The sequence below is a fragment of the Desulforhopalus singaporensis genome, from assembly GCF_900104445.1.
Classification (GTDB): domain Bacteria; phylum Desulfobacterota; class Desulfobulbia; order Desulfobulbales; family Desulfocapsaceae; genus Desulforhopalus_A; species Desulforhopalus_A singaporensis.
Genome location: NZ_FNJI01000016.1, coordinates 46033 through 72463 on the forward strand (window position 1 = coordinate 46033; position 26431 = coordinate 72463).

Here is a 26431-nt window from a genome sequence, read left to right on the forward strand (position 1 = left end):
CTTTCTTATTTTTTTCCTACACAGCCGGGCAACATCATTTTTCCAAACAAAAAAGGCCTGCGGGGACAGCATCCCCACAGGCCTTTTTTATTTGTTATTTCGATAAATTCTACATGATAGGCTTCATCGCGCTCATATGGGAGCGCAACTCCGCACCCACTTCTTCAATCAGGGTGTAACGGATGGCTTCGTTTACCTGGATAAGGTCGAGATTATCAACGCAGCAATCTTCCAGGTCGAGTCCTTTGCCGATTACATCGGTGGCAACACTCTTCATGAAATCCTCGAGCAGCGGAATGGCGGCATTGGCAAAAAGGTAATTGCCGTATTCCGCGGTATCGGAAATCACCACATTCATCTCATACAGCTTCTTTCTCGCGATGGTATTGGCGATAAGCGGGGTTTCATGGAGGGATTCATAATAGGCCGACTCTTCTTTGATGCCACAGCTGACCATGGTGTCGAAAGCCAGTTCAACCCCGGCCTTGATCATGGCCACCATCAGTATGCCGTGATCATAATATTCCTGCTCGCTGATCTCTATGTTTGAACCAGCAGCCGTTGTTTCAAACCCGGTCTCACCGGTTTCCCGGCGCCACTTCAGCAGGTTGGCATCGTCGTTGGCCCAGTCTTCCATCATGGTCTTGGAAAAATCGCCGGAGGCAATATCGTCCATGTGTTTTTCAAACAGCGGTGCCAGAATGGTTTTCAGCTCCTCGGCAAGCAGGAACGCCTTGATTTTTGCAGGGTTGGACAACCGGTCCATCATTGCGGTAATCCCGCCAAGCTTGAGCGACTCGGTGATAGTCTCCCAGCCATACTGCACCAGTTTTGCCGCATACCCAGCATCGATACCCTCCGAAACCATCTTGTCAAAACAGAGCAGAGACCCGGTCTGCAGCATTCCGCACAGGATTGTCTGCTCACCCATCAGGTCCGACTTTACCTCCGCGACAAAAGACGACTCGAGCACTCCCGCCTTGTCGCCGCCGGTACCGCAGCAATACGCTTTAGCAATATCCCAGCCATCGCCGTTGGGATCGTTTTCACTGTGCACGGCGATCAGGGTAGGTACCCCGAAACCACGCTTGTACTCCTGCCGCACCTCGGTTCCCGGAGCCTTCGGGGCAACCATCACAACCGTCAGGTCGTCGCGGATCTTCATCCCCTCTTCAACAATGTTGAAGCCGTGGGAATAGGAGAGGCAGGCACCCTTTTTCATGAGCGGCATTACGGTTGAGACAACTGCTGTATGCTGCTTGTCCGGTGTAAGGTTGATCACCAGATCGGCGATAGGGATGATCTCCTCAAAAGAACCTACCGTGAAATCATTTTCCGTAGCGTTTTTCCACGACTGACGCTTGTCGGCAATAGCCTCGGCACGCAGGGCATAGCAGACATCGAGTCCGGAATCACGCAGATTCAACCCCTGGTTCAACCCCTGGGCACCGCATCCGACAATCGCGATCTTTTTTCCCTTCAGGTACTCGACCCCATTAAACTCGGAACTGTCCATGAAACGGCATTTGCCGAGCTCTTCTATTTTTCTGCGCAGCGGCAACGTGTTAAAATAATTCTCACCCATTTTATTCTCCTTGTATCTGGTCTGTTTTCCAATATTATTTCCGATCGACCTCAGGTTTACCACTGATATATTTCGTAACTTCTATTGCGTCAAGTGATTTGTTCGCTACACTGCATTGCATATTAGGCAATAGTGGTCTATTATCCCGGCGAATATGCCGGGCAGTAAACAACTACACCTGGTTTTTGGCAATACAATTCATCCGGAAAACCTCAAGCCCATTTGCAGCCACACCGTGAATATCAGAGACCTCGAGCTGTTCAAACATCTTGCCGCAACCCTGCATTTCGGGAAAACGGCGCTTGAATGCAACATCACCCCGTCGGGCCTGACCAGGACAATCCAGAGGCTGGAAAACGAAATCGGTGAGACCCTTTTTTTTCGAACCAACCGCTCGGTAAACCTCACTCCGGCGGGGCTGCTCTTCAGGGAATACTGCGAAGAGACGCTCACCCGTTTCTACTTGTTCAAGTCGGGCCTGAAAAGTGATACCGCGCTTCACGGAGAATTGTCCGTCTACTGTTCCGTCACCGCGATTTTGTCGATTTTGCCGCAGATCTTCAAACAATTTCGCTCGACCTATCCAAAGGTCAATGTCCGCCTTCAGACCGGGGATGCGGCAAAGGCGCTGGTAAAACTGCAGAATCGCGAAGTCGATATAGCCATAGCCGCCCTGCCCGATCAGCGGCCGAAAGCTATTGAATTTATCAAACTCATTGAAACTCCACTTCTTTTTATTGCACCAAAATTTTTCCCGGATACAGTAGTGTGGAGGGAACAACAGATCGACTGGGAAAAAAGTCCGCTTATCCTACCGCTGACGGGACTGAGCAGGACCAGAGTCGAAGACTGGTTCGGGAAAAACAATATCCGACCGTTCATCTATTCACAGGTTGCGGGCAACGAGGCGATCATCGCCATGGTGAGCATGGGGTCCGGCATCGGTATCGTGCCGCAGCTGGTGCTGGAAAAAAGCAGCTTAAGAAACAAGGTCGACGTCCTCGACACTGGCCCCAGACTCAAGCCCTTTGTGGTCGGCGCCTGTACCCTGGCCGCCAATCTCAACAACAGGGTGGTCCAGTCCTTCTGGGATGTGACCGGAGAAGCGGTATCGACATCAAACAACTCGGTATGAAAACAATCCTGATAACAAATGATGACGGAATCCACAGCCCCGGGATAAAAGCGCTCAAGGAAGCGATGGAGAAGTTGGCCAGGACCATAGTCATCGCCCCCGACCGGGACAACTCGGCGGTTTCCCATTCCCTGACCATGAACAGGCCGTTGAAAGTGTCAAAACTCGAAGACAACATGTACACGGTCAACGGCACCCCCACCGACTGTGTGGCGCTGGGGATAAAAAAAATTCTCGCGTCCCCGCCGGACCTCCTTATTTCCGGCATTAACGGGGGAGCGAATCTCGGCGACGATATCAGCTATTCGGGCACCGTGTCTGCTGCAATTGAAGGAACCATGTACGGAATCCCGTCAATAGCGATATCGGTTGGCGGCGAGCCCCCTTTCGATTTTCGTGGTGCCACCCGGATCGCCGCCTTTATCGCCCAAAAAGCGCTGAACGACCGTCTGCCGGAAAACACCCTGCTCAACATAAACGTACCGTCCGGCCATGAGCGGTATAAGATACGGGTCACCCGGCAGGGCAGACGGCTCTGGGAAGATTCCATCCACGAGACCCACGATCCAAGAGGCATCCCCCACTACTGGATAGGCGGCGGCACCCCGCTTATGGACCCGTCCGAAGATACCGATGTCTACGTCTTTGGTGCCGGGTGCGTGTCAATAACCCCGATACAGCTCGACCTCACCAATCACTCCGGTATTTCTTACCTGAAGAATAACTGGAAACTGGAACACAACTGACCCCATGATCATCAAGAAAAGGCAACAACAGGGAATACTGGCGATCAACGTTGGTCTTGCCGCCAACGTTCTCCTGGCAGTCATGAAGACCGGCGTAGGCATCATCGGCAATAGTCCGGCGCTCCTTGCCGACGGCATCAACTCAACTTCTGATGTAGCGTACGGAATTGTCGTCAAGGTCTTCATGCACCTGTCGCACAAGCCGGCCGACGACGAGCACCCGTACGGACATGACCGGCTGGAGTCAATTGCCGCCGTGGTGGTAGGTGCCTTTGTTATTACCACCGGCATTTCCATCTTCTGGTCGTCCATCAGCAAAGTGTACGATCTGCTCAGCGGACAGAGCGATTTCGCCTCGGCGTCCAGGTTAGCCCTGTGGATTGCTCTTTTCACCGTGCTGCTCAAGATGTGGCTGACCTGCTGGACCTACAAGATAGGCAACAGGACCAGCAACAGCGTGATCCTGGCGCTTGCCGCCGATCACCGCAACGATATTTTCACCGCGCTGGCGGCAACAATCGGTATAATTTTCAGCCAGCACGGCCATATCTGGGTGGATCCCTTTGCCGGTGGGCTGGTGTCCGTAATCATCCTGATGACCGGAGTTGAAATAATCCGTGATTCCGCCGCAGACTTGATGACCACCCTGCCTGGCAAGGAGCTCACTGAAAAAATCCATCACCAGCTCGCCGACATCAAGGACGTCCTTGATATCGAGGAGATACACGGCCATCGGTTCGGCATGTATATGGTTGTCAATATCACCATCGGCGTATCACCCGAGCTCAAGGTGGAGGAAGGGGACCGGATCGCGACGGAGGTGGAAAACAGGCTGGTGGATGAAATAGCCTATATGCGGCGGGTGTTCGTCCACTACCACCCGGTCAGGCACAGCCCAAAGCCCTCCCTGTCCGGCCATCACGCTCGGCCCGCGCAGCAAGCCTCCGACAGCTGACGCCAGACCCGCCGCTGCTCCGGAGCTCCGGTGCGGCTTTTTGCGGGGTTGCAGATGATTTTGCGGTTTAGTTGCCCGGCAAAATGGCAGGTCAACTTGTTTTCTCGTCTTCCAGATAGTTATCATGGAGGACGTTTTTCACCAAGTCAGGCAGATCGTTTTTCTGTCGTGAGCTTCGCCCTAGCTGCGTTACGATCTTTTCAAGAGTTATCTGTTCGCCGATAAACAGATGGCGCAGCATCAATGAAACCAGCCTGGTTAACGCGGTGAGATTGGCAAGACTCGACTGGAGTCGATGGTCGTTTTCCCTCGGCGATGTGACAAAAAGCTCCACCGGCTTTTCATTGAAAACAGAGACAACCAGATACCATTTGTTGCTTTCCCGGTCAAAAGTCCGGAACCTTTTCGCCTCAAGTTCCTCTGCTATTTCCGTTCTCCAGGGAATCTTTATCCTTCGCACCTGGGGCAGGATCGCCCTGTCCTGCAGCAGGGGCCAGACCTGCTCGACGACATCGGGGGTGTTCAGCACGGCATAGACCGCAGGCCTGCATTTCTCGCACGCCGAAAAGCGTTTTTTGACTTTCGTTATTTTCTCGGTGGAACCGCAGAAACGGCAAGCCTTCTGTGCCAAAGCCCCCCTCCCAATGGTTAAAATTCAGCAGAAAACATCTTTTCGGCTCTCTCCGCGATATCTTAGAACCTGCCCTTTCCAGCAGGTGCCCTGAAGATTTTTCATCAGGAAAGAATATTGTCCGTATCTGTCGCCTTCCTGAGGGTCCGGGCAGGGTCAAATCCGGAAGCACCACACCGCTCGACCGGATTTGACCAATTGCAGCGAAAGATGCGGTCAGTTGCCGTAGCCTGCCGCTCCGTTCAGCTCTTCCTCGATGCGCAGAAGTTGATTGTACTTGGCAACGCGATCAGAACGGCAAAGCGATCCTGTCTTGATCTGTCCCGCAGCCGTGCCAACCGCGAGATCAGCGATGGTAACGTCTTCGGTTTCTCCGCTGCGGTGGGAGATTACAGCAGTGTAACCGGCTTCCTTGGCCATTCGAATCGCCCCCAGGGTCTCCGTTAACGATCCGATCTGGTTGAGCTTGATCAGGATGGAGTTTGCCACGCCGTTATCAATCCCCCTCTTGAGGATTTTGGTATTGGTAACGAACAGGTCGTCACCCACCAACTGAATGCGCGAACCGATTTTTTTGGTCAAAGTCGCCCAGCCGTCCCAATCGCTTTCGTCAAGTCCATCTTCAATGGAGACGATCGGATATTTTTCACTGAGTTCAGCCAGGTAATCGCAAAACCCGTCGGAGTCAAAACTCTTCCCTTCACCCTTGAGATTATAGCTGCCCTCCTCGTAAAACTCAGAAGCCGCACAATCAAGCGCCAGGGTGACATCTTCACCCATCCTGTAACCTGCGGCCTCCACCGCCTCGACGATAACAGCCAGCGCCTCCTCGTTGGAGGAGAGGTTCGGGGCAAAACCTCCCTCGTCCCCCACCGCGGTATTGAGCTTCCGGCCGCTCAGCACTTTTTTCAGGTTATGAAAAATTTCCGCGCCCATCCGCAGCGCCTCCCTGAAATTTTCCGCCCCCCTTGGCTGGATCATGAACTCCTGGATATCGACGTTGTTATCCGCATGCTCGCCGCCGTTGATGATGTTCATCATCGGCACCGGCATCAGATACTGGCCGGGGGTACCATTGAGTTCCGAGATATGCTGGTAAAACGGCACCTTTTTCTTCATCGCCGCCGCCTTGGCGTTGGCCAGAGAGACCGCAAGAATTGCATTGGCACCGAGTTTTTCTTTATTTTCGGTACCGTCGAGATCGATCATGACCCGGTCGACTCCTTCCTGGTCAAGTGCATCATGGCCGATAAGCGCCGGCCGGATAATCTCATTCACAGCACTGACAGCCTTCAAGACTCCCTTGCCGAGATACCGGCTCTTGTCCCCATCGCGCAGTTCGAGAGCCTCTCGTGAGCCGGTAGAGGCCCCTGATGGAACGCAGGCTCTTCCCCAGGCACCCGATTCCAGGTATACATCCGCTTCAACCGTTGGGTTTCCCCGTGAGTCAATTATCTCCCTGCAAACTATCTTGTTAATTTTCGACATAACTGTTTTCTCTCTTCTTTGTGCCGCATCCGCTGCGGCAATTAAAAAAGTTTACCCGAATCTTTTACTGCAACTGTTGTAGCAATCAGTGCAACCACCAGATACCTTTATTACTCATGTGCAGACTCTGTTCAAGTCTCTTGTTGAAAAAACCATGTTGTCAACCCGTCCACTGCCAGCCACAACCTGTTTTACCGCAACCTCAAAGACCATATACAATGGCAAAGGTGCTGTCACCCTGAAATCGGCCCCTGTTGCTATTTTCTGCAAACCATCTTGTGTCCGGTACAATATTCCGGGCAACATGTGGTGGCTGCGCAATCGAGGCTATCGGCAGATCACGGTGAAAGACAATCTGCTGAAACACATTCTGGGCAAAGAACAGGCAGATGAAACAGACGATACCGGCAATCACCGGGGTACAGACCCAGCCAACGGCAATACCGCTTACCTTCTTCCAGTTGATATTGCGTCCTCCCCTCATGAGGCCCATCCCCAGCACGGCTCCGACAATTGCCTGGGAGCTGGAAACGGGTACCAGCGGGATTGGCGGCAAACCGTGAGCCAGAAGAAAGCTCTCAATTCCCTGGGACGCGAAAAGAAACAGCACAATCGAATGGGACAACACTGCAACGAAAGCCATAATGGGGGAGAGCTTGAAGATGCCCCTTCCCACCGTCTCGATCACCCGGCGGGAATAGGTAAAGACGCCAACCGCTATGGCAATGCTCCCGATAAGAAAAAGCTGGTGCCTGGCGCTGAAAACCAGGGTATCGAAAACAACAAGGTCGTCGAAAAAGGAGCCTGGCAGAAATACCCCGACCACATTGGCGATATTGTTTGCCCCCAGCGAGTAGGACCCGAAAGCCCCGGCAAGCAGCAGTCCTGCCCTGGTGAACCGATCCAGCATAAATATATGAAACGAGAATGAGTTAACCAGAACCTGGACACATTTGTAGCAGATAACGGCGATAGCCGCGGAGAGAAGCGGACAGGCGACCCAGGTCAGCACGATCTTTGTCAGCGCGTTATAATCGGTGGCGAATCCGGAAAATAGATTCCAGCCGACAATGGAACCGACGATGGCCTGCGAGGTCGAAACCGGCCACTTCGCCAAAGTCATCAGGTAAACCGACACCGCGGCGGCAAAGGCAACGACAAAACTTCCGGCCATGGCATTCACCGCTCCCAGATCGCTCAGGGTCTCGGTGGCTCCCGCACCGCTTATCACTGCACCGAGAATAACAAAAATTGAGCAGGAAACGGCAGCGGTCCTGAAGCGGATCATTCTCGACCCTACCGCCGTACCGAAGACGTTGGAGGCATCATTGGCCCCCAGTGACCACCCGAGAAAAAGACCGCTTGAAAGAAAAAATGGAGTCATGGCGTAAAGCTCTATAAAGATCTTTTAATGACATAGATGGACAGACTGTCGGCAACATCCTCCGCCTGGTTGGAGATATCCTCGATGCGGCGGATTATATCGCGCAGCTGCATCTTCTGGCTCAACTCGAACTGTTCGTTGTTGAATATTTCGAGTTGCAGCTGCGTCGACACAACATCGGCCTCTTTTTCCCAGAACGACACCTTGTGCAGGTGGTCGGCGACTTTATTGATATCGGTAAAGTAGGCACGGACCGAGAGAGTCAGCGCCTCCACTGAGTTTACGACGTTGTCGGAAAGGCTTTTGACCCCCGCCGCCAGCGATTGCGGAATGGCAGGTTTCTCTATGTACAGCTGATACATGGCCCCTTTGAATTTACCGAGAAGCGAGTCCATGGTCTCTATCATTCGCAACACGTCTCCCCTGGATTCGGGAATAAGGGTTTTCCGGTAGAGATGGTCCTCTATGGAACGGCGAAGACGATCGGCGCGATGTTCGGTATCGATCATCTGCTGCAGCAGCCGTTCGAATTTATCCCCGTTGGACTCGAAAAATGTCGTTATCCCCTGATTGAAGATAAGTCCCGACTGGCTGACCTGATTGAGAAAATTTTCGATTTCCTTTTCTATCCCTGTCCGGGTTTTCAGGATGCGTCTAAGTGTCATGCAAAAGGCTCCATCAAACAGTTAAGGTAAAGATCCGACTCCAACAATATTATTGCACTGTAACACCACCTTGTGCAAGGTCATACCCCCCTGCGGTACAGAAATTAAAATCGATATACCAATGCACACAGAACGCCCAGGCGAGTTACGGGATACTCTTTCTCACCTGTGCCCTGGACGCAGGCAGGAGGTGATGCTGCGAACATCCTGGCATGTTTCGATACCCAGGATACTCTTTTCGAGGCGCTCAACCCTTGTCTGATCAAGGGTCCGTGCCGCAAGGGCTCTATACTTTTCAATGACTGTTTGGGGGGCGAGGGGATTCTGGGGGGCTCCTCCGGCATAGTCGACGTGGTCCTCGATGATGCGGCCGTCAACCGTTTCGACGCTGATATACGGTTCCGAATCGTAGGGCAGCTCCGGACTCTCGACAAGCTCTACCAGCGCGGCAAGTTTCAACACCCGGGGATCGGTAAGGTACGGGGCTTCAAACTCTTCGATAAAGGCCCTGCCGGTGGCCAGGAGCACCCCGACGGAATAGGGCAGACTCAGCTGCGCCTGGAGCCGCGACCGGGGAGAACTGGTGCCGCCTACCATCTGCATCATTTCCGGAATACACCGGACCTTGATAGTCGCAATATCTTCCGCCGCCAGCCGGTGATTGTCTTTTATCTGTAATATCACATCAAGTGTGGAGTGGATATCACGGCAGGCTGCATACGGCTTTATGCCACTTCGCATCAATCCGTATTCCGTGCCCAGGTTTGCCAGCAGCGCTTCAGGTTTTTGCGCGGTTCTGGCATAAGTTCCCCAGAAACCTCCCCACCGGGCTTCAAACACCTGCCTTGGACCGGTAAAGCCATTTTTTGCAAGACAGGCAGCAGTGACTCCCGACTCTGCCGCGCGGCCGACGTTATACCGTTTGGACATGGCGGCTTCGCCGGAAAAAGCCCACGTGCCGCCGGTAAATGTGCCGGCAAGCCCGATGGCCCAGGCGGTCTGTTGCACGTCGAGGTTCAAGGCTCTGGCAACGGCTGCTGCACCGCCGAAAGCGCCACAGGTGCCGGTGGAATGGAAGCCGTCTCCGTGATTATGCGGCCGATAGCCTCCGGCGCTGTCAAGCACCCTGCGGCACACCTCGTAACCGACTATCATTCCCTCAAGCAGTCTCTTGCCGCTGATCACGGGATACGCTTCTGCAACCGCCATGAGTGCTGGAATTACCACGGCGCCCGAATGATCTGCTCCACCGAAATCATCGAGTTCCCTGGCGTGGGAAACTATGCCGTTATACAGGGCGGCCCCCGGGGCGGACGAGGTTTGGGCCCCTCCCCACAGCGTACAGGGACCACCCCCGGGAAACAGGGTCGCCACCCCCTTTGCTGCAGCTTGAGCCTCGGGGGTATCGACACCAGCAAGAGCTGCGCCGAGAAGATCGAGAAGCAGGTGTTTGGCGTGACTTACGACGTTATCGGGAACCTCTTCAAGGCTGAGCCCTGCGGTGTAGCCGGCGAGTCGTTCTGCATAGCTTGCGGTTGGTGTTTCCAGTTCCTGCATCGATAGGTTCCCCTGAAAAAAAAATGTTACAGCCGACAGTTTTTTGCCTGAAGCCAAAACTTCCCGCCGGTCAATGGGCGATAACCTGACTGAGAAAGGTGACCGTCCTGTCATACTGCGGGTTGGTAAAAAAGTTCTCGGGGTCGTTTTCCTCAACAATCTCCCCGCCGTCCATGAAGACCACACGATCGGCGACCGTTCTGGCAAAACCCATTTCATGGGTCACGCAGATCATGGTCATGCCGGACTTGGCAAGATCGGTCATGACATCGAGCACTTCCTTGATCATCTCGGGGTCAAGGGCCGAGGTCGGTTCGTCAAACAGCATCACTTTCGGGTTCATGCACAGACAACGGGCAATGGCAATGCGCTGCTGCTGTCCTCCGGAACACTGGTTCGGATATTTATGGGCAAGATCCGGAATTTTCACCCGTTCAAGATATTGAAACGCCAGTTCCCGGGCTTGCGCCAGGGGCATTTTGCGGATCCACACCGGTGAAACCGTAAGGTTCTCAAGCACTGTCATATGGGGGAAAAGATTGAAGTTCTGAAACAGCATGCCAACTTCCCGGCGAACCTGATCGATCCTTTTTACATCATTGGTAAGTTCGATGCCGTTGACAAAGATTTTCCCCTCCTGATGGGTTTCCAGCCGGTTGATACAGCGGATGAGGGTCGACTTGCCGGAACCCGAGGGACCGCACACGACGACCTTTTCACCTTTAGCGACTGTCATGTTGATATCCTTTAAGACATGGAAATCGCCAAACCACTTGTTAAGATGAGAGATTGCGATAATTTCTTCCCTGTCCCGCGCTGATTTCTTGTCTGTATCGGCCATTTTCGATGATGTGTTCTGTTGTTGTCGTTGATCGTTACCTAAGTGCCGCCGTACTCCCCGGAACCACAACCCAGCTGCGGCCCGGATATGCATTACTGATAATTGGTGTGATATTTTTTCTCGAGGCGAACGGAATATCGGGAAATGCCAAAGCAGAAGATCCAGAACACCACGCCGGCGAAGACATAGGCTTCCTTGGTAAAGCCGAGCCACTCCGAATCGGCCATGGCGGCCTTGGCGATACCGAGCAGATCCAGCAGACCTATAACCGCCACCAGGGTTGTGTCTTTCAACAGCGACAGAAAGTTGTTGGCAAGTCCCGGTATAACCAGCCGCAGGGTCTGCGGCATGATAATCAGCCCCATCATTTTCCAGTAGGTCCATCCCAGAGCTTTGGCCGCCTCATACTGCCCTTTGGGGATGGCCTGCAGACCGCCGCGTATCACTTCAGCCATATAGGCGGCGTAAAAGAAGGCCACGCCGATCAAAGCGCGCAGCAACTTGTCAAAGGTAACGTTTTCCGGCAGGAAAAGAGGAAACATCACCGACGCCATGAACAGCACGCTTACCAGGGGGACACCGCGGACAAATTCAATAAAGCTGACACAAAGGGTCTTGACGACAGGCAGCTCGGAACGTCTGCCGAGCGCCAGCAGGATACTGACCGGCAGCGCCGTGCCCATCCCCGTTCCGGCGACAACCAGGGTGAGGAAAAGTCCGCCCCAGTAATGGGTCTCCACCTCCGGCAGGCCCAGGATACCGCCGACAAGCATGAAAAAAGCGAAGACCGAAAAAACACAGAACAGAAAAATCCAGCGCCAGACGAGCAGTCCGAGACGCCCGAAAAAAAGGAGGCACAGACTGAGCACCCCGGCTGAAAGACTTACCGGCAACGCCGCCGTCTCAACACCCGCCAGCCGGACAGACCAGTAAACCGCCGCAACAACCGCGAAAACGCCAATCGCTCCTGTTGCGGCGGCGCTACGCTTTCCGGCCTGGATCTGCTGCGGGGTATGCCACAGGGAAACGCGCTCAAAAAGGAAGGGGGCGAAAGTGTAGCCGATCATGAATACGGCCGGCAAGGCGCCAAACAGCAGAAAAACCACCGCCACACCGCAGCCGCCGACCAGCGCCTGGCTGCGGCCGGTCCGAAAAAAATCGGGTGCCAGCAGCGGGATCAGGGAGAATCCCAGCACCGTGAACATCAGGTCGATCCGCCACCGTTCGGGTTCCGGGTAGAACCCGTAGAGAAACATATCCAGCCGGACCTTGACAAAGACCCAGCAGGCACCGCCGTTACCGGCTGCGGCGCTGGAGTCGCAGACCGCCCGGGAATCACCGAGCCATACGGCATCAAAAACGCCCCAACGCACCATGGGGGGAATGATCGCCAGCAGCAGTCCCGCCCCGAGAATGGTCAGCAGGGTATTTGCTGGGGACGAGAACAGGTTAATCCTGAGCCAGCCGACAATGCCTGTCCATGTTTCCGGTGACGGCCTGGAGGGGGCCGGTTTCCATTGTTTGGCCATGATTTCTCCTCAAAATCCCCTCAGGGCGAATTTTTTATTGTACCAGTTCATGAAAAGTGAAATGGTGATGCTGAGCGTAAGGTAGACCGCCATGGTAATGGTGATAATCTCAACCGCCTGACCCGACTGGTTAAGCGCCGTTCCGGCAAAAACATGCACCAGGTCCGGATAACCAATAACGACCGCCAGCGACGAATTTTTAATCAGAGTCAGGTACTGGCTGATCAGCGGCGGGGTAACCACGCGCATCGCCTGGGGGATGATAACCAGGCGATAAGTCAGCCAGGGGCTGTAGCCGAGCGCAAAAGTCGCTTCCCGTTGCCCCTTGTCCACCGCCATTATTCCGGAGCGCACATATTCACCGATGAAGGTGGCGGAATAGAGGGTAAGCGACAGCCACAGCGCAATGAGCTCTGGCAATATCGTTATCCCCCCGCGAAAATTAAACCCGTGCAGCGCAGGCACATCCCAGTGAACCGGAACGCCGGCTGCGAGCAGAACCACGAGCGGCAGCATGACAACAACGCCAAACGATACCGGATATGCCGGGAAGCGGATGCCGGTCTTCTGTTGCCGCAGCCTGGCCCAGCGGACAAGAATTATCGAGAAAATCACGGCGATTGCAAAAGCTATCGGGACACCACCAAATCCCGCCTCGGTTACCGGCCTGGGAATCTGCATTCCCCGGTTGCATAGATATATCCAGTTATTGAAGTTCAGAGCCTGCCGGGGGCCAGGAAGCGGGGCCAGGATAGCCAGGTACCAGAACAGAATCTGCAGCAGGAGGGGAACATTCCTGACGATCTCCGTATAGGCTTCCGCCATCTTCGATACCAGCCAGTTCGGCGAAAGCCGGATCACTCCCAGGAAAAATCCCAGAATCGTTGCGAATATTATGCCGAGCACCGAAACCAGCATGGTATTGAGGAGCCCCACCAGCAGCGCCCGCGCGTAGGTGCTTTCACCCGAATAGGATACGAGCGTCTGGCTGATGTCAAACCCGGAAGGATCGTTGAGAAAACCGAACCCGGTGGTTATTCCAGCCTTGTGAAGGTTCTGCCCTACATTGTACACTGCATACCCGGCGACACATGCAATTACAGCCAGGACAAGTGCCTGGGCCACCCACCCTCGCACCCTGGTATCGTTGAGCATGCTGCGTTTTGTTTTGTCTGTTTCCCTGTCGTATCTATCCGCCATAGAGTCGGTCGCCGTGCAAAAATTAGTGGACTTGCGGTCGGTAATAACACCAAAGCCAAAGAACAGTGAACAGTACAGGCTCTGTTTCCGGTCAATCAGCCCCTGCACAGGTTGAAAGTGCGGACTGTTGTTTAGCCCCGCACCGACCAATCCGCACTTTCACCATCTGTTCATCCCTTTGCCAGAAAAGAATCGGGCATCAGCGGACCGGGGGAGCGTACATCAGGCCGCCATCCGTCCACAGGGCGTTGACACCACGCTCAAGACCAAGAGCGGTATTGGGGCCGACGTTGCGTTCGTACAGTTCGCCGTAGTTTCCGACATGCTTGATGATCCTGTAAGCCCAGTCGGCGCTCAGACCGAGATACTGGCCGAAATCCGCATCCACCCCGAGAAAGCGCTTTACCGCCGGATTGTTCGACTTGAGCTTTTCATCGACATTTTTCGAGGTGATTCCCATCTCTTCAGCATTTATGAGGGCAAACAGCGTCCAGCGCACGATGTCGCTCCACTGCTGGTCCCCCTGCCGTACAGCCGGCCCCAGCGGCTCCTTGGAGATAACCTCGGGAAGAATTATGTGATCCTTGGGGTTGCCAAGGGTGGTCCGTCTGGCGGCCAACCCTGAGGTATCGGTAGTGTAAACGTCACAGCGTCCGGTATCATAGATAACGGTTGCTTCGTCGGCGCTTTCGTAAACAACCGGTTTGTAAGTCATCCCTTTGGCGGTGAAGTAATCAGAGATATTGAGCTCGGTAGTAGTTCCGGACTGGGTGCAGACACTGGCACCGTCAAGCTCCAGCGCACTTTTTACGCCGAGCTCTTTTTTAACCATGAACCCCTGTCCGTCGTAAAAAAGGGTACCGACAAACTCGAGGCCAAGCTTGGTGTCACGCTGGAAGGTCCAGGTAGTGTTGCGTGTCAGAAGATCAATCTCTCCGGACTGCAACGCAGTAAACGCTTCCTTGAACGCTACCGGCGTAAAACGGGCCTTGGCCGGATCATCAAAAATAGCAGCGGCCACCGCGCGGGCAAAATCGACATCCATCCCGGTCCAGTTCCCTTTTGCATCAGGTGCCGAAAAACCGATAACCTTACCGGAAACTCCTGCATTTACATAACCTTTTTCCTTTACGGCATCAAGTGTTCCCGCCTGGACACTGTTTGCAAGAAAACCAGCCGTAATTGCAGACGCAACTACCAGTGACTTCATGAATTTCATTTTCTCTCTCCTTGTTTAAGATTATCCGCTGCCGCACCTCACATACCTCATGCAGGTTTTGCTGGCAACAGCGATACCATGCCGCAACACAGTGGCGGAAGAAAACCGCCGCTACGCCCGGGCGTAATCGCAGGTTTTACTTCCAGTCATGGGTTGGTGCCTACATAATCCTGCAGATAACGATATCTCTTTGTCAATTCGCCGTTTTCGGCAATTGTCGCCCGTTCAACGACACCATTTTCGTCATTGCCGAGCAGTTCCGGCAATACGTTATCCATAAGTTGTCTGCCGAAGCTGGCTGAGGCGTCTCTTGCCAGTTCACAGGGCAGATTATCCACTGCCATTACAGTAATATTTCCTTCATCGGACAGCGGATTCTCGACCGCGTCGTCACTCGGGTTGTAGTCGTAAATCGGCTGTTCAATGGTACTCGGCTGCCTGGTCGAGGGTATGGACCCGTCAATATCACAGGTAATATCGGCTATAACCGTTATCTTGAAATCGTTTTTTACGATGTCTTTTCTGGTGAAAAGCACCGGTGCCTTGGGATCCCAGTAAGCGGAGGCGATCAGGATATCGGCCTCTCTTGCATATTGAAGAAAACAGCCGTCATACAACTGAGGGGTGCGGTAGAACTCGTTTCTGCTGAATTCTTCTTTGTCCTTGCGTCCGTTATAATCCCTGGCGTTCAATAATGCAAACACCGGATAGTCAAAAGTTTTTTCCAGCAATTGCCGCGGGGTGACCTTACGGATACCGATCCCCATGAGAACCTCCATGGCCCCCTTTGCCACCCGTCCGCCCCCGGTCAGGACAATCTTGATCGGCGGCAGCTTGATTTTGGCGAATTCGGTTTTGAGATCTTCCAGGTCGAAACAGTCGTACGCCCTCCTGGTATGAAACAGGTTATAGCGCCTGCCATAGGTCCAGATTCCGTTATACGCTCCGACGATTCCGGCCCACCTGCCAAAAGCGATGATTCTTTTGCCGGTCTTGTCGGTGAGGGTTTCATAATCCACCAGCCTGATATTTCTACGCAGAACTTCCTGGAGCAGTTTCCTGTTGTACGGCTGTTTCTTGATGGTATGGCTAAAGAAAAAATAGGTTTTACCGGGGAGCAACTGATCGACCGGCACCTCTTTTACGCCAAAAATTATATCACAGTCTTCAAGGGAGTCGACAACTGGAATACCAGCGTTAACATAGGCGTCGTCGGGGTAACAGCGAATATCGCTCTTCTGCACGACCAGTTCTACTCCGGGATACAATTCCGCAACTTTACGCGCATGGGACGGCGGCAGTGCAACCCTCCGGTCCACGGGAACTTTTCCTTCACGTATCAATCCAATTTTGACCTGACTCATCCGTTATTATCCTCTATCTCCGAGCCTGAAATCATTTTCAGTTGTGCTTTTTCCCGTAACCTTGACAAAAAACCGTACCCTATCGCACGGTTGCCGGCACGGTGGCGCTCAGGCAGGCCAGGATTTCCACCCCGGCAGCGCATGGTGAAATATTGCAGAATACGGGAAGCTAAGCAACGCTAAACAACACAAAAACACGCCTCTGCCGCGCAAGGCGCGCATCCTATTCCGTTGTTGCAGCTAACGCAAGCTTTTTATAGGGAAAATAGGCAGGCAAAAGATATCGGATTGCACCCCAGCTTACCCAGAGAATTTTACCGATTCCGGTTTCAGGGGTTTCCCTGGCCGCTCTTCTTGGCAGATACAAAAGAATTTCTCTCAAGATTAAGATACAACCTACTGAGTATCAAACCGGTGAGATAGACACTACCTCTCTATCGACACTTTGAGTCAGGCAATTTATCCGGAGGCAGACAGATCAGAAACACATCATGGGCAGGGCTGGCAAATTTTCAACAAGCGAGTTGACGGAAACGGTTCAAGGGAAAAAAACCGTCAGACACATGACAAACACGCCACCGGCAGCGACAAGGTCAAGCTGGTGGAACCGCAGCCTGGGAGTAGTACGGTGCTCGCTGTAACACCTCGCCTGCATGGTATCCACCAGCTCGTCCGCACGCAGAAAAACACGGCGGAAAAGCGGAATGGTCAACCTTGTCAGACGCTTGACCGGATTTTTCTGTTTTTCTATTCCCCGAGCCTTGAGCGCTTCTCCCGTCTCACCGGCCTGGAGAAGAATCAGCGGCAGAAACCTGACGAGCAGCCCCACCATTGTGGCGGCCACGTTCTCGTTCACCAGCGGCAGGGGCCGCAAAATCCAGATCAGTGCCGCGCGCATGTCGGCAATACGGGTGGTAGCCATCAGCAGCAGACACATGAAAACAACAAGGAGCAGCCTCCAGCAGACAACAACAGCATCGCCAATCACAGCGGGGGAGGAAACGGCCACCATCCACTCACCGGTAAAGGTGATCGTACGCACCACAAATACCATCGCCAGGAAAAAAAGGAAGAACCGGATTTCATAGAGTATGCGTAACAGGCGTAACCCCGTCGCATATACCAGGAAGACAAGGACCAGGGTTGCCGCCCCGAGAAAAGATACGCTGCCGGTAAGACTGGCAAGGCTCAATACCACGATAAAAAACTGCTTGGTCCTGGGATCGAGTCTATGGAGCAGGGATTTTCCCGGCCTGAACCCGATGACGGTTATATTTCCCATGGCTGGAGTCCCCGCTCAAACAACACCGAGCAGGGCGGGCGGACCCCATATCTGCCGATATTTTCGATAACCGTTGCCGGCCTGCCGTCATCAACCACTTCCCCTTTATCCATGACAACCAGCCGCTCGGCGTGGAACAGAACCTTTTCAAGATCATGGGTGGTAATGATGATGGTATGCCCGTTTTGGTGCAGCTTCAGGACCTGTTTGAGAACCATCCGGGTTGCGGCGAAGTCGAGGTTGGAAAACGGTTCGTCCATGACCAGCACCCTGGGATTCATGGCCAGGACGCCGGCAATGGCCAGGCGGCGTTTTTCTCCGCCGGACAGGTTGTGCGGGCTTTTTTCTTCAAACCCCGAAAGGTCCACATCGCCAAGCGCCAGCCCCACCCGCCGGTCGATCTCAGACCGATCAAGCCTGAGATTTTCCGGCCCGAACGCGACATCGTCATAGACGGTCTCACCGACGATCTGACTGTCCGCATCCTGGAAAACCATCCCTACATTCTGCCTTGCCGACATCGGTTTTTCCGCGACCGATCTCCCGCAGACCAGGACCTTGCCGCTTGCCGGGAACAGAAGCCCGTTGAAATGTTTCAAGAGGGTGGTCTTACCCGAACCGTTGGCTCCGGTGATAACCGTAAATTCACCTTCCTTAAAGGTGAGGTTTACCTTTTTCAGGGCTTTTGTGCCGTCACCAAAGGTATGGATTAAATCGACCGTTTCAATTATCGTCACGATATTATCCCGCAGCCTGGACAACACAGGCCTTTTCTTTCATAATCGGCCTTAACGCTCTTGCGATCGGTACCGCGGCGGCGATCTTCACGCCGTCTCCGATGAGAAAGGGAAACATACCGACAGTGAGCGCCTTATACCATCCCATTCCGGTGACCACCGAAAGCCAGGAGACACCGACACCGTAAATCACCGCGGTGCCGACGATCATTGCCACGATGTCGACAATTACCCTGTTGCCGCCTTTTTCACTTATTGCCCCTATCACAAACGCCGCTGCGGCAAATCCGGCAAGATACCCTCCGGTCGGGCCAACAAATTTCCCGATCCCCCCCGTGCCGCCGGCAAAGACCGGCAGACCGACGGCACCGGCCACCAGATAAACCGCGACGCTGATCAGTCCCCAGCGTTTGCCGAGCAGGAGTCCGGCCAGCATCACAAAAAGGTTCTGTAAAACAATGGGCACCGGTCCGATGGGGATCGCTATATAGGCCCCCGCCGCGGTTAAGGCAGCCATTAGGGCGGCATACACCATTTTTCTCAACTGCTGAGCACTTGCATCCATGATTTTCTCCTTATCCTGTCACTTGTAAAAACAGTCGCCGTAAATGACGGTCTGACGCTTTCCGTCTTCTTTCTGCAGCACCAGACCGCCCTGGGAATCTATGGCGACTGCTTCTCCGCTGAAGGTGCTGTTGATCGTTACAATATGTACCGCTTTGCCGATTGTGGAGTTGACAGCCTTCCATTGGTCCAGCACCTCCCCGGGGTCGAACGCTGAAATTCGTTTTTCAAAACGATCGAGAAATGCGGTAAGAATTTCCTTTCTCGCCAAACTGCCGCCCGTCACAACTTTCAGGGACGTGGCGTTGGGTATCTCTTTTGCCGGGACGTTGTTGACATTTAAGCCGACGCCGATGGTTATGTAGTCGACGTAATCACCTTCGGTCTCCATCTGGGACAGAATGCCACAAATCTTCTTCCCGTCGACCAGGATGTCGTTTGGCCACTTCACCGTAGCCGCAACCCGGCAACGGGTCCTGAGAACGGCGGTCATATCAATTGCCACCGCAAGATTGACGATTCCTGCAAGATTTACCGGAATATCCGGCCTTACTACAACGCTGAAGTAGAGTCCCCCTTCGCCGGAGTTCCACGCCCGCCTCATCCGGCCGCGGCCCTCTTGCTGGCTCCCGGCAATCACCACCGTATTTGCACGACATCCGCCCCTGGCAAGTTCAATGGCCTTGTCCATGGTGGAAGGCAGTTCGGTAAAATAATGAACGCGATCCTGCCTTTTGCCGAATTCATAGGGAAGAAGGCTGTCAGAATCGCTGCGCAAAAGATACCCCTTAGGAGATGACTCGATTGAGATACCGGACTTGATCATCCCTTGAATATGCTTCCATACGGCAACCCGGCTGACCCCGAGCGCTGCACGTATATCTTCGCCCGACACAACGGTACGGGCTTCATGGAGGATTTTATATATTTTTTCTTTTGGACTCATCTGGTTAACCCCTGTAAAAATACCTGTTAACCAAAAAACGAGAAAAATGCAAAGAAATTCCTGGTTCCGGTCGGTCTGGACTGCTCACAATTTAAGACAAAATCAACCATCCCGGACAGTTCGAAAACATTTTTGTAAAAAAAGACTATGGTGAACGGAGTCGACCTTTTCGGGAGAGAAAAACCGCTCTTACCGGGGAGCCATCGGCGCTGTCGAGCTTAAGCGGCAGAAACAGGTAAAATCCTCGCCGCTCCGGCACAGCTCCCAGGTTACAGATATTTTCCACGATCAGGACATCGCCGCCAAGCAGAATCCGGTGAACAGAAAAGCTGTTGCCAACTGTGGAATCAACGCTTAAGGCATCGATCCCCACAAGGCTTACCTCAAGCTTCAGCAACAGCCGGGCCACCCCCGGCGTAAGATATGGGTGGGTGAAGTATCTGCTGCTGTTGAAAAAAACATCCCAGCCTGTCCTGAAGATGACGAAATCGCCGGGCTCGATAATTGACAGATAGTCGGACAAGTCATCTTCCACAACAGGTTCCTCCGGTTTCCTGCCCGAGACATCAACCAGCACCCCGCTGCCCAGAAATCGATCGACAGGATATTCGTCGATGGTCCTGCCGTCTTTCAGAAAATGAAAAGGGGCGTCAATGTGGGTCCCGGTATGGGACCCCATATGGATGGCATTGACATGGCACCCGTCCCTATCATGGACAAGGAACTTTTCTATCGACACCTCCGGATCTCCGGGATATGTCGACATAGTGGATGAAACGGCCTGCGTCAGGTCAATACCGCGCATGCCGGAGTGTGCAATCGTATCGATTCCCTCTTCCGTCAAAGATGACCTCTTTGGATAATTTTGCCAACTATTTTACATCGTGCATAAATATAGAACAGATAGGAGCGGTGGGCAATAGTCTTTCCCCGTCGCGCCCCTGGCGCTCTCTGGTCTTCGTTGCCAAGGCGTTGCGCCATATAAAAATGCCGTAAAACCCTTGACGGTTCACAGACAGACTATATCAGGTTCACAAAATATTGAGGTAATGATCGGAAAAAAATATTGCATTTCAGGAAGCACCAATGTAATTAAAATTGTCCGACAATCAAACATTGGGACAATTTACAATCCGAGTTCCCAGGATTAAAGGGAAGTTCTGACTTCTTTGGCTATCCAGGATGAAACAGTTTAACCACTCATTCAATGGTGGAGATAAGACGTGATGAATACTGAAAATTACGAAATTGTCCCGCTGCGGCACTATGGTCGCTGGGTCTCCGGGGCAGTGGTAATTTTCCTCCTGGTCCTGATCGTCAGGGCTTTTGTACAGGGACAGATCGACTGGCCGGTCATCGGTGAATTTTTCATGGCCCCGGTACTTATAAAAGGCCTTGGCAACACCATAATCATAACCCTGCTGGCGATGATCATGGGGATTGCCCTGGGAGTCATCTTTGCCGTGATGCGGCTCTCGGACAATCCGGTCACCAGATGGTTTGCCGGTTTTTATATCTGGATTTTCCGGGGCACTCCCATCTATCTGCAGCTGCTTATCTGGTTCAACCTCGCCCTGGTGTTCCCCACCGTCAACCTCGGATTCTGGGAAGGACGGATGGTGGATATCATGACCCCGTTTTTTGCCGCCCTCCTGGGGCTTGGAATCAACGAGGGTGCGTACATGACGGAGATCGTCAGGGGCGGGATTCTATCCGTTGACCAGGGCCAGCTCGACGCGGCCTCGAGCCTGGGGATGACCAGGCTGCAGGCGATGAAGCGTATCGTGCTGCCCCAGGCCATGCGGGTGATCATTCCGCCGATGGGCAACGAGTTTATCGGCCTGCTGAAAACATCTTCCATGGCCAGTGCCATCGCCTACACCGAGCTGCTTCACCGCGCCCAGATGATTTATTTCGTTAACGCCAAAGTGATGGAGCTGCTGATCGTGGCGACAGGATGGTATCTCATCGTCGTCACTATTCTCTCGAGTCTCCAGACGGTTATCGAGAATCGCTTTGCCAAGGGGCAAACCAGGAACTCGGCGCCTTCGTTGCTGCGAAATGTTGTCCGCATAATGAGCGCCCGAAGAGGAATGGCAGGAGGTGCAAGATGAACAATCGTCCGCCAATGCTGCAAGCGCAGAATGTCCATAAATCGTATGGGCGCAATGAAATCCTCAAGGGCATCGATCTCGAGGTCGCAACAGGGGAAGTGATGTGCCTTATCGGCCCGTCAGGGTCGGGGAAAAGCACATTTCTTCGCTGCATCAACCACCTGGAGCGAATAGACCAGGGCAGGATTTATGTTGACACCAAATTAATCGGCGGCCGGATACATAAAGGACGGATCTATGAACAGCGGGAAGCGGAAATCTGCCGGCAGAGGATGGATATCGGCATGGTCTTCCAGCATTTCAACCTGTTCCCCCATATGACAGTACTGCAGAACCTGATAGAAGGTCCCGTCAGGGTAAAAAAAGAGAACAGGGAATCGGCCGTTGAACGGGCAAGAAAGCTGCTGGACCGGGTGGGATTGAAACACCTCGAAGCCAGTTATCCCAAACAGTTGTCCGGCGGACAGCAACAGCGGGTGGCCATCGCCCGGTCACTTGCCATGGCCCCAAAGCTCATGCTGTTTGACGAACCGACCTCGGCCCTTGACCCCGAACTCGTCGGCGAGGTCCTGGCGGTGATGAAGGACCTTGCGGAATCGGGAATGACCATGGTGGTCGTGACCCATGAAATCGGTTTTGCGCGGGGAGTTGCGGATCAGGTCGTCTTCATGGATGAAGGAGTCGTCGTCGAGGCGGGCGCTCCGACAAAGATTTTTGCCAATCCGGAAAACGACAGAACAAAGGGTTTTCTTGTCAACGTGGGGAAGTGATATCCCTCTAATGCACCTCATATTCAAGCTGCCGGGAAAAGTCCCGGGAAAAGGAGAAAAAGTCATGAATCGTAAACTGTTCAGCAAGACGGCCAAGACCGTTGTTTTCATTCTCGCTACCTTTTTCATTATGAAATCCACCGCGATGGCTGCGGATTACAGCAGTACCCTTCCCGAGTCGGTAAAAGCCAAGGGCAAGATTATCATCGGCATAAACGGCATATTCCCGCCGATGGAATTCAAGGAACCGGGAAAAGACGAACTGATCGGTTTTGACGTTGACCTGGCCAAGGCGATCGGCCAGAAGCTTGGCATCGACATCGTTTTCGATGACCAGAAATTCGACCAGTTGATCAACTCGATCAATACCAAAAGAGTCGATATGGTGATCTCCGGCATATCCGACACCGAGGTTCGCCGAAAGACCCTCGATTTTATCGACTATTTCAATTCGGGAACCCAGTGCTTCACCATGAAAGCCCATGCGGAAACCATCAAGGATCTGGCGGATCTGAGCGGTAAAACCTTCGCCGTTTCGGCTGCCACCGATTACCTGACCACAATGCAGCAGTGGAGCCATGACAACCTGGAAACCAAGGGCCGGGAAGCGATCAAGATTCTTGCCGTGGATTCCGAAGCCACCGCCCGTCTGCAGATGATCCAGGGGCGGGCCCAGGCTTCCGCCATCAGCCCCGAGGTTCTTGGCTGGCTCAGCAAGGAGAATCCGGGCCAGTTCGTGCCGGTGGGTCCTGTCCTTCGCCCCGATCCCTACGGAATCTGCTTTGCAAAAGATAATTCCCAGCTCAGGGATGCGGTATATGCGGCCCTTAAGGAACTCTTTGCCAACGGCACATACCAGAACCTGCTTGCCAAGTGGGAAATCTCAACCGGCGCCCTCACAGAACCCCTGATCAACGGCCAGAGACCTTAATTGCTTTTTTCGACGCGTCTTTTATGACGCGTCGAATCTCTTTTCCAGTGCATGTAGATGAACAGTAACGCCAATGTGTTGGGAATCCTTACCCTAGGACAATCCCCCCGCGATGATGTCATTCCTTCATTTCAGGAGTTGCTCCCCCCCGGCACAACCATCAGGGAAGCGGGGGCCCTGGACGGACTGAGCCAGGAGCAGATCGACGCTCTCGCCCCTGATTCGGCCGATTCGGGAATCGAAACGAGACTGGCCGGCGGCAGCGGTGTCATGGTCGATAAAAAGCGGCTCACCCCCTTGCTTATTCACCAGGCGCTTAAGCTGCAGGACCAATGCAACCATATTATTTTATTATGTTCCGGCGAGTTTGACCAACTCCGCTCCGCCTGCAGCGCTATTATTGAACCGATAATTCTGCTGCGAGGTATTATTCATGGCCTGGCAGGAGCAAAAATCCTGGGTATAATCGGCCCGGCCTCGGATCTGGCACTGGCTCCGGCCCAATGGCAGCCGTACGCCAGAAGAGTTGTCTGCGGCGCCGCCTCACCCTATGGAGAGACCGGTGCCATTATACGGGCGGGCGAAAGCGTAACGAAGCAGGGTGCCGAGATAATCCTCCTCGACGACATGGGGTTTACGGAAAAACATCGCCTGGCGGTACAGAAAAACAATCAAGTTCCGGTAGTCTGCGCAACGACAATGTGCGCCAGGGTACTCACTGAGGTAATGTGTCATGCCAACGGTTAACGACAACAAAATGTCGGATCTCAACGTTATCTGCGCCGATTCACTGGTGCAAATCTGCGACTCCGGGACGCCCCGATCAGGCCGGCACCAGGGCGAACTCAACATCATCGAAGACGGAGCAGTGGCTATCCGTGAAGGCAAAATCGTCAGTGTCGGCACAACCGAAAAAGTGTTGGACGAAGCCGGAGAATGTTTCCGAACACTCAATGCGCAGGGCTGCTCAGTATTACCGGGCCTGGTCGAGGCCCACAGTCATCCGGTATTTGCCGGCAACCGCCACTGGGAATATGTCCGCAGGCTGCAGGGAAAGTCGGGCGAGAGCATCCGCAGCGAGGGCGGAGGTATCTGGTCCACCATTGTCAACACCAGGGCTGCAGACGACCCCGAACTCGAAGCCAACACCCTCCAGGCCTTTTCATCGATTTTGGCGGGCGGCGTGACAACCCTTGAGGTCAAATCCGGCTACGGGTTGACAACAGCAGAAGAGCTGCGTCTGTTGCGAATCCTCAAGCAGGCTTCACAAAAGACACCGATGGATATCGTCTTCACCTTCCTCGGCGCTCATATCGCCCCCCAGGACGGCCCGACTCCAGACCAGTTTGCCGACCTGGTCATGGAGGAAATGCTGCCCGAAGTTGCGCGCCAGGGGATCGCTGACTTTCACGACATCACCTGTGAAATCGGAGACTTTTCACCGGAAACCGCGGCCAGGCTGCTGGCCGCCAGCAGAAGGATAAACATGCCGACCAGGGTGCATGCGGACGCTTCCACCCACTCCTACGGCTGGCGCACCGCTGTGGAGGGCGGCGCGGTCGCCGCCGATCACCTGACCTATACTCCAGATACGGAGATTATCGATATCGGTGCAACCAGAACCATTGCGGTGCTGCTTCCCCTTGCCGAACAATTTTACCTCGATCAGGTGAAGGCAAACGGCAGACTTTTCATTGAAACCGGTGTCCCCGTTGCAATTGCCACAGACTACTGTTCCTCTTTTCAGGCAACATCCATAACCCTTACCATTGCCATGGCCTGCAGCTGGTTCGGCCTGACGCCGGCAGAAGCCATAGTCGGCGCTACTCTCAATTCCGCCTATGCACTTGGCCGGGGACAAGACCGGGGGTCTCTTGATGTCGGCAAACGGGGCGATCTCACAATCCTGCGATGCAGCCATCCCAACGAAATCGCCACCAGAATCGGAGCATCGATGGTCAGACAGGTTGTGTCCTGCGGGAAAGTCGTTTATCCTCGCTGAAAACATCCCCACAGATCATGGAATAGAACAGAGCCGACTACCTGCGACGCAGATGTCGGCTTCAACATTACTTACCTTTGCCAGTGAGGTCTTTTCTTGCAGTTAGATGATGTCAAAATAGAGCGGTCTACAACTGTCGACAGGATTGTTATCGCACTCAAGAAGGCTATGTTTGACGGGAAAATTCTTCCAGGCGAACAGTTGAAGGAATTAGTGCTGTCGCAAACCTTTTCCGTTTCGCGCAGTACTGTCCGTGAAGCCCTGCGGATAATGACATCGGAGGGGCTGGCGGTTCACTCACCCAACAAGGGGGTGACGGTCCGGCAGTTGACAGTTGAAGAGATCAAGGATATTTTCCTCACCAGATCGGTGCTGGAAATCTCGGCGGCCAGGGCTGTAAGAAAATGTTCTCCAGGTGCTTTGCAGGCGCTTGAGGCAGCCATGCAGCAGTATGCCGCTGCGGCTGCAACAGGAGACGCTCTTGCCGCGGCAGACAGTCATGTCGATTTTCATTCCGCCCTGGTCGGCCTCATAGGCAGCAAGCGGCTGATGGAGACCGAGCGTACACTCATGCTGGACCTCAAACTTGTCATCGCCTCCATCGACAAATCACGCGACGACCTCGGTCGCGAGGTAAAAAAACATGAGAACCTGACGCGACTGCTGATAACAAAAGATGAGACCGGCGCCATTGAATTTATAAAAAACGACCTTTGCGTAGCCAAAGGCTTTATCATAAAACACATAGACAACTGATCGCAGCGCAGCCGCCGGTCCCGCTCATTG

At 53.7% G+C, this 26431-nt stretch carries 25 protein-coding genes; 9 read left to right on the forward strand and 16 right to left on the reverse strand.

The window, feature by feature from the left end; translation table 11 throughout:
• Positions 1–109: 109 nt before the first annotated feature.
• Positions 110–1585 carry a ketol-acid reductoisomerase gene (gene ilvC, locus BLQ17_RS12120; protein ID WP_092223197.1) on the reverse strand — a complete coding sequence of 492 codons (1476 nt, stop codon included), beginning with the start codon at positions 1583–1585 and terminating at the stop codon, positions 110–112.
• Between the two features lie 235 nt (positions 1586–1820).
• Between ilvC and ilvY the strand changes: the two genes are divergently transcribed.
• The 3 genes from ilvY to BLQ17_RS12135 are packed head-to-tail and all read left to right on the forward strand — an operon-like array spanning position 1821 to position 4421.
• Positions 1821–2720: an HTH-type transcriptional activator IlvY gene (ilvY, locus tag BLQ17_RS12125; RefSeq protein ID WP_092223283.1), complete on the forward strand. Its 900-nt coding sequence runs from the start codon at positions 1821–1823 to the stop codon at positions 2718–2720.
• On the forward strand, positions 2717–3466 hold the full coding sequence (gene surE / locus BLQ17_RS12130) for a 5'/3'-nucleotidase SurE (RefSeq protein ID WP_092223199.1): 750 nt from the start codon (positions 2717–2719) through the stop codon (positions 3464–3466). Before ilvY ends, surE begins: the two co-directional genes overlap by 4 nt.
• A 4-nt stretch (positions 3467–3470) precedes the next feature.
• A complete protein-coding gene (locus BLQ17_RS12135; protein WP_092223201.1) occupies positions 3471–4421 on the forward strand; it encodes a cation diffusion facilitator family transporter in 951 nt (316 codons plus the stop codon).
• Positions 4422–4512: 91 nt separating this feature from the next.
• Here BLQ17_RS12135 and BLQ17_RS12140 read toward each other — a convergent pair whose 3' ends face one another.
• The 15 genes from BLQ17_RS12140 to BLQ17_RS12210 form a co-directional block, all read right to left on the reverse strand.
• Complete coding sequence (locus tag BLQ17_RS12140; protein ID WP_092223203.1) at positions 4513–5052, reverse strand: TSCPD domain-containing protein; 540 nt, start codon at positions 5050–5052, stop codon at positions 4513–4515.
• Between the two features lie 216 nt (positions 5053–5268).
• A complete protein-coding gene (gene eno / locus BLQ17_RS12145) occupies positions 5269–6540 on the reverse strand; it encodes a phosphopyruvate hydratase (RefSeq protein WP_092223205.1) in 1272 nt (423 codons plus the stop codon).
• 202 nt (positions 6541–6742) lie between these two features.
• Complete coding sequence (locus BLQ17_RS12150) at positions 6743–7924, reverse strand: inorganic phosphate transporter (protein ID WP_176761200.1); 1182 nt, start codon at positions 7922–7924, stop codon at positions 6743–6745.
• An 11-nt stretch (positions 7925–7935) separates the two neighbouring features.
• Positions 7936–8589 (reverse strand): DUF47 domain-containing protein, encoded by a 654-nt coding sequence (locus tag BLQ17_RS12155; protein ID WP_092223209.1) that lies wholly within the window; start codon positions 8587–8589, stop codon positions 7936–7938.
• Positions 8590–8751: 162 nt separating this feature from the next.
• The gene (locus tag BLQ17_RS12160) at positions 8752–10146 is read right to left on the reverse strand and encodes an MmgE/PrpD family protein (RefSeq protein ID WP_176761201.1); all 1395 of its coding nucleotides are present in this window, start codon (positions 10144–10146) and stop codon (positions 8752–8754) included.
• 70 nt (positions 10147–10216) lie between these two features.
• Positions 10217–10987, reverse strand: coding sequence for an ATP-binding cassette domain-containing protein (locus BLQ17_RS12165; protein ID WP_092223213.1), 771 nt, complete (start codon positions 10985–10987; stop codon positions 10217–10219).
• 92 nt (positions 10988–11079) lie between these two features.
• Positions 11080–12516 carry an amino acid ABC transporter permease gene (locus tag BLQ17_RS12170; RefSeq protein ID WP_245695116.1) on the reverse strand — a complete coding sequence of 479 codons (1437 nt, stop codon included), beginning with the start codon at positions 12514–12516 and terminating at the stop codon, positions 11080–11082.
• Between the two features lie 9 nt (positions 12517–12525).
• Positions 12526–13716, reverse strand: coding sequence for an amino acid ABC transporter permease (locus tag BLQ17_RS12175; RefSeq protein WP_218121774.1), 1191 nt, complete (start codon positions 13714–13716; stop codon positions 12526–12528).
• A gap of 199 nt (positions 13717–13915) precedes the next feature.
• The gene (locus BLQ17_RS12180; protein ID WP_092223215.1) at positions 13916–14935 is read right to left on the reverse strand and encodes an amino acid ABC transporter substrate-binding protein; all 1020 of its coding nucleotides are present in this window, start codon (positions 14933–14935) and stop codon (positions 13916–13918) included.
• Positions 14936–15081: 146 nt separating this feature from the next.
• On the reverse strand, positions 15082–16299 hold the full coding sequence (locus tag BLQ17_RS12185) for an NAD(P)-dependent oxidoreductase (RefSeq protein WP_092223217.1): 1218 nt from the start codon (positions 16297–16299) through the stop codon (positions 15082–15084).
• 538 nt (positions 16300–16837) lie between these two features.
• A complete protein-coding gene (locus BLQ17_RS12190; RefSeq protein ID WP_092223219.1) occupies positions 16838–17581 on the reverse strand; it encodes an energy-coupling factor transporter transmembrane component T family protein in 744 nt (247 codons plus the stop codon).
• Positions 17569–18318, reverse strand: a complete 750-nt coding sequence (locus BLQ17_RS12195; protein WP_092223289.1) for an energy-coupling factor ABC transporter ATP-binding protein — start codon at positions 18316–18318, stop codon at positions 17569–17571. The genes BLQ17_RS12190 and BLQ17_RS12195 overlap by 13 nt, the downstream gene beginning before the upstream one ends.
• A gap of 4 nt (positions 18319–18322) precedes the next feature.
• The gene (locus tag BLQ17_RS12200; protein WP_092223221.1) at positions 18323–18883 is read right to left on the reverse strand and encodes a biotin transporter BioY; all 561 of its coding nucleotides are present in this window, start codon (positions 18881–18883) and stop codon (positions 18323–18325) included.
• Positions 18884–18901: 18 nt separating this feature from the next.
• The gene (locus tag BLQ17_RS12205) at positions 18902–19828 is read right to left on the reverse strand and encodes a biotin--[acetyl-CoA-carboxylase] ligase (RefSeq protein WP_092223223.1); all 927 of its coding nucleotides are present in this window, start codon (positions 19826–19828) and stop codon (positions 18902–18904) included.
• Between the two features lie 145 nt (positions 19829–19973).
• Entirely contained in the window at positions 19974–20672 is a 699-nt protein-coding gene (locus BLQ17_RS12210; protein WP_092223225.1) for a cyclase family protein, read from the reverse strand.
• 382 nt (positions 20673–21054) lie between these two features.
• Between BLQ17_RS12210 and BLQ17_RS12215 the strand changes: the two genes are divergently transcribed.
• The 6 genes from BLQ17_RS12215 to BLQ17_RS12240 all read left to right on the forward strand — a co-directional run bounded on the left by BLQ17_RS12215 (position 21055) and on the right by BLQ17_RS12240 (position 26401).
• Positions 21055–21942 (forward strand): amino acid ABC transporter permease, encoded by an 888-nt coding sequence (locus BLQ17_RS12215; RefSeq protein ID WP_092223227.1) that lies wholly within the window; start codon positions 21055–21057, stop codon positions 21940–21942.
• On the forward strand, positions 21939–22712 hold the full coding sequence (locus BLQ17_RS12220) for an amino acid ABC transporter ATP-binding protein (protein ID WP_342674185.1): 774 nt from the start codon (positions 21939–21941) through the stop codon (positions 22710–22712). The genes BLQ17_RS12215 and BLQ17_RS12220 overlap by 4 nt, the downstream gene beginning before the upstream one ends.
• A 64-nt stretch (positions 22713–22776) precedes the next feature.
• Positions 22777–23643 (forward strand): ABC transporter substrate-binding protein, encoded by an 867-nt coding sequence (locus BLQ17_RS12225; RefSeq protein WP_092223293.1) that lies wholly within the window; start codon positions 22777–22779, stop codon positions 23641–23643.
• A 57-nt stretch (positions 23644–23700) separates the two neighbouring features.
• The gene (locus BLQ17_RS12230) at positions 23701–24390 is read left to right on the forward strand and encodes an AroM family protein (protein WP_092223229.1); all 690 of its coding nucleotides are present in this window, start codon (positions 23701–23703) and stop codon (positions 24388–24390) included.
• Positions 24377–25645, forward strand: coding sequence for an imidazolonepropionase (gene hutI, locus BLQ17_RS12235; protein ID WP_218121775.1), 1269 nt, complete (start codon positions 24377–24379; stop codon positions 25643–25645). Before BLQ17_RS12230 ends, hutI begins: the two co-directional genes overlap by 14 nt.
• A gap of 96 nt (positions 25646–25741) precedes the next feature.
• Positions 25742–26401, forward strand: coding sequence for a GntR family transcriptional regulator (locus BLQ17_RS12240; RefSeq protein WP_143005498.1), 660 nt, complete (start codon positions 25742–25744; stop codon positions 26399–26401).
• Positions 26402–26431: the final 30 nt, after the last annotated feature.

Excerpts from the sequence above, each read along its gene's own strand:
- ilvC (WP_092223197.1), bottom strand. The coding sequence starts at position 1,585 with ATGGGTGAGAATTATTTTAACACGTTGCCGCTGCGCAGAAAAATAGAA.
- surE (WP_092223199.1), top strand. The coding sequence starts at position 2,717 with ATGAAAACAATCCTGATAACAAATGATGACGGAATCCACAGCCCCGGG.
- BLQ17_RS12135 (WP_092223201.1), top strand. The coding sequence starts at position 3,471 with ATGATCATCAAGAAAAGGCAACAACAGGGAATACTGGCGATCAACGTT.
- eno (WP_092223205.1), bottom strand. The coding sequence starts at position 6,540 with ATGTCGAAAATTAACAAGATAGTTTGCAGGGAGATAATTGACTCACGG.
- BLQ17_RS12150 (WP_176761200.1), bottom strand. The coding sequence starts at position 7,924 with ATGACTCCATTTTTTCTTTCAAGCGGTCTTTTTCTCGGGTGGTCACTG.
- BLQ17_RS12155 (WP_092223209.1), bottom strand. The coding sequence starts at position 8,589 with ATGACACTTAGACGCATCCTGAAAACCCGGACAGGGATAGAAAAGGAA.
- BLQ17_RS12160 (WP_176761201.1), bottom strand. The coding sequence starts at position 10,146 with ATGCAGGAACTGGAAACACCAACCGCAAGCTATGCAGAACGACTCGCC.
- BLQ17_RS12165 (WP_092223213.1), bottom strand. The coding sequence starts at position 10,987 with ATGGCCGATACAGACAAGAAATCAGCGCGGGACAGGGAAGAAATTATC.
- BLQ17_RS12170 (WP_245695116.1), bottom strand. The coding sequence starts at position 12,516 with ATGGCCAAACAATGGAAACCGGCCCCCTCCAGGCCGTCACCGGAAACA.
- BLQ17_RS12175 (WP_218121774.1), bottom strand. The coding sequence starts at position 13,716 with ATGGCGGATAGATACGACAGGGAAACAGACAAAACAAAACGCAGCATG.
- BLQ17_RS12180 (WP_092223215.1), bottom strand. The coding sequence starts at position 14,935 with ATGAAATTCATGAAGTCACTGGTAGTTGCGTCTGCAATTACGGCTGGT.
- BLQ17_RS12185 (WP_092223217.1), bottom strand. The coding sequence starts at position 16,299 with ATGAGTCAGGTCAAAATTGGATTGATACGTGAAGGAAAAGTTCCCGTG.
- BLQ17_RS12190 (WP_092223219.1), bottom strand. The coding sequence starts at position 17,581 with ATGGGAAATATAACCGTCATCGGGTTCAGGCCGGGAAAATCCCTGCTC.
- BLQ17_RS12200 (WP_092223221.1), bottom strand. The coding sequence starts at position 18,883 with ATGGATGCAAGTGCTCAGCAGTTGAGAAAAATGGTGTATGCCGCCCTA.
- BLQ17_RS12205 (WP_092223223.1), bottom strand. The coding sequence starts at position 19,828 with ATGAGTCCAAAAGAAAAAATATATAAAATCCTCCATGAAGCCCGTACC.
- BLQ17_RS12215 (WP_092223227.1), top strand. The coding sequence starts at position 21,055 with ATGAATACTGAAAATTACGAAATTGTCCCGCTGCGGCACTATGGTCGC.
- BLQ17_RS12220 (WP_342674185.1), top strand. The coding sequence starts at position 21,939 with ATGAACAATCGTCCGCCAATGCTGCAAGCGCAGAATGTCCATAAATCG.
- BLQ17_RS12225 (WP_092223293.1), top strand. The coding sequence starts at position 22,777 with ATGAATCGTAAACTGTTCAGCAAGACGGCCAAGACCGTTGTTTTCATT.
- BLQ17_RS12230 (WP_092223229.1), top strand. The coding sequence starts at position 23,701 with ATGAACAGTAACGCCAATGTGTTGGGAATCCTTACCCTAGGACAATCC.
- hutI (WP_218121775.1), top strand. The coding sequence starts at position 24,377 with ATGCCAACGGTTAACGACAACAAAATGTCGGATCTCAACGTTATCTGC.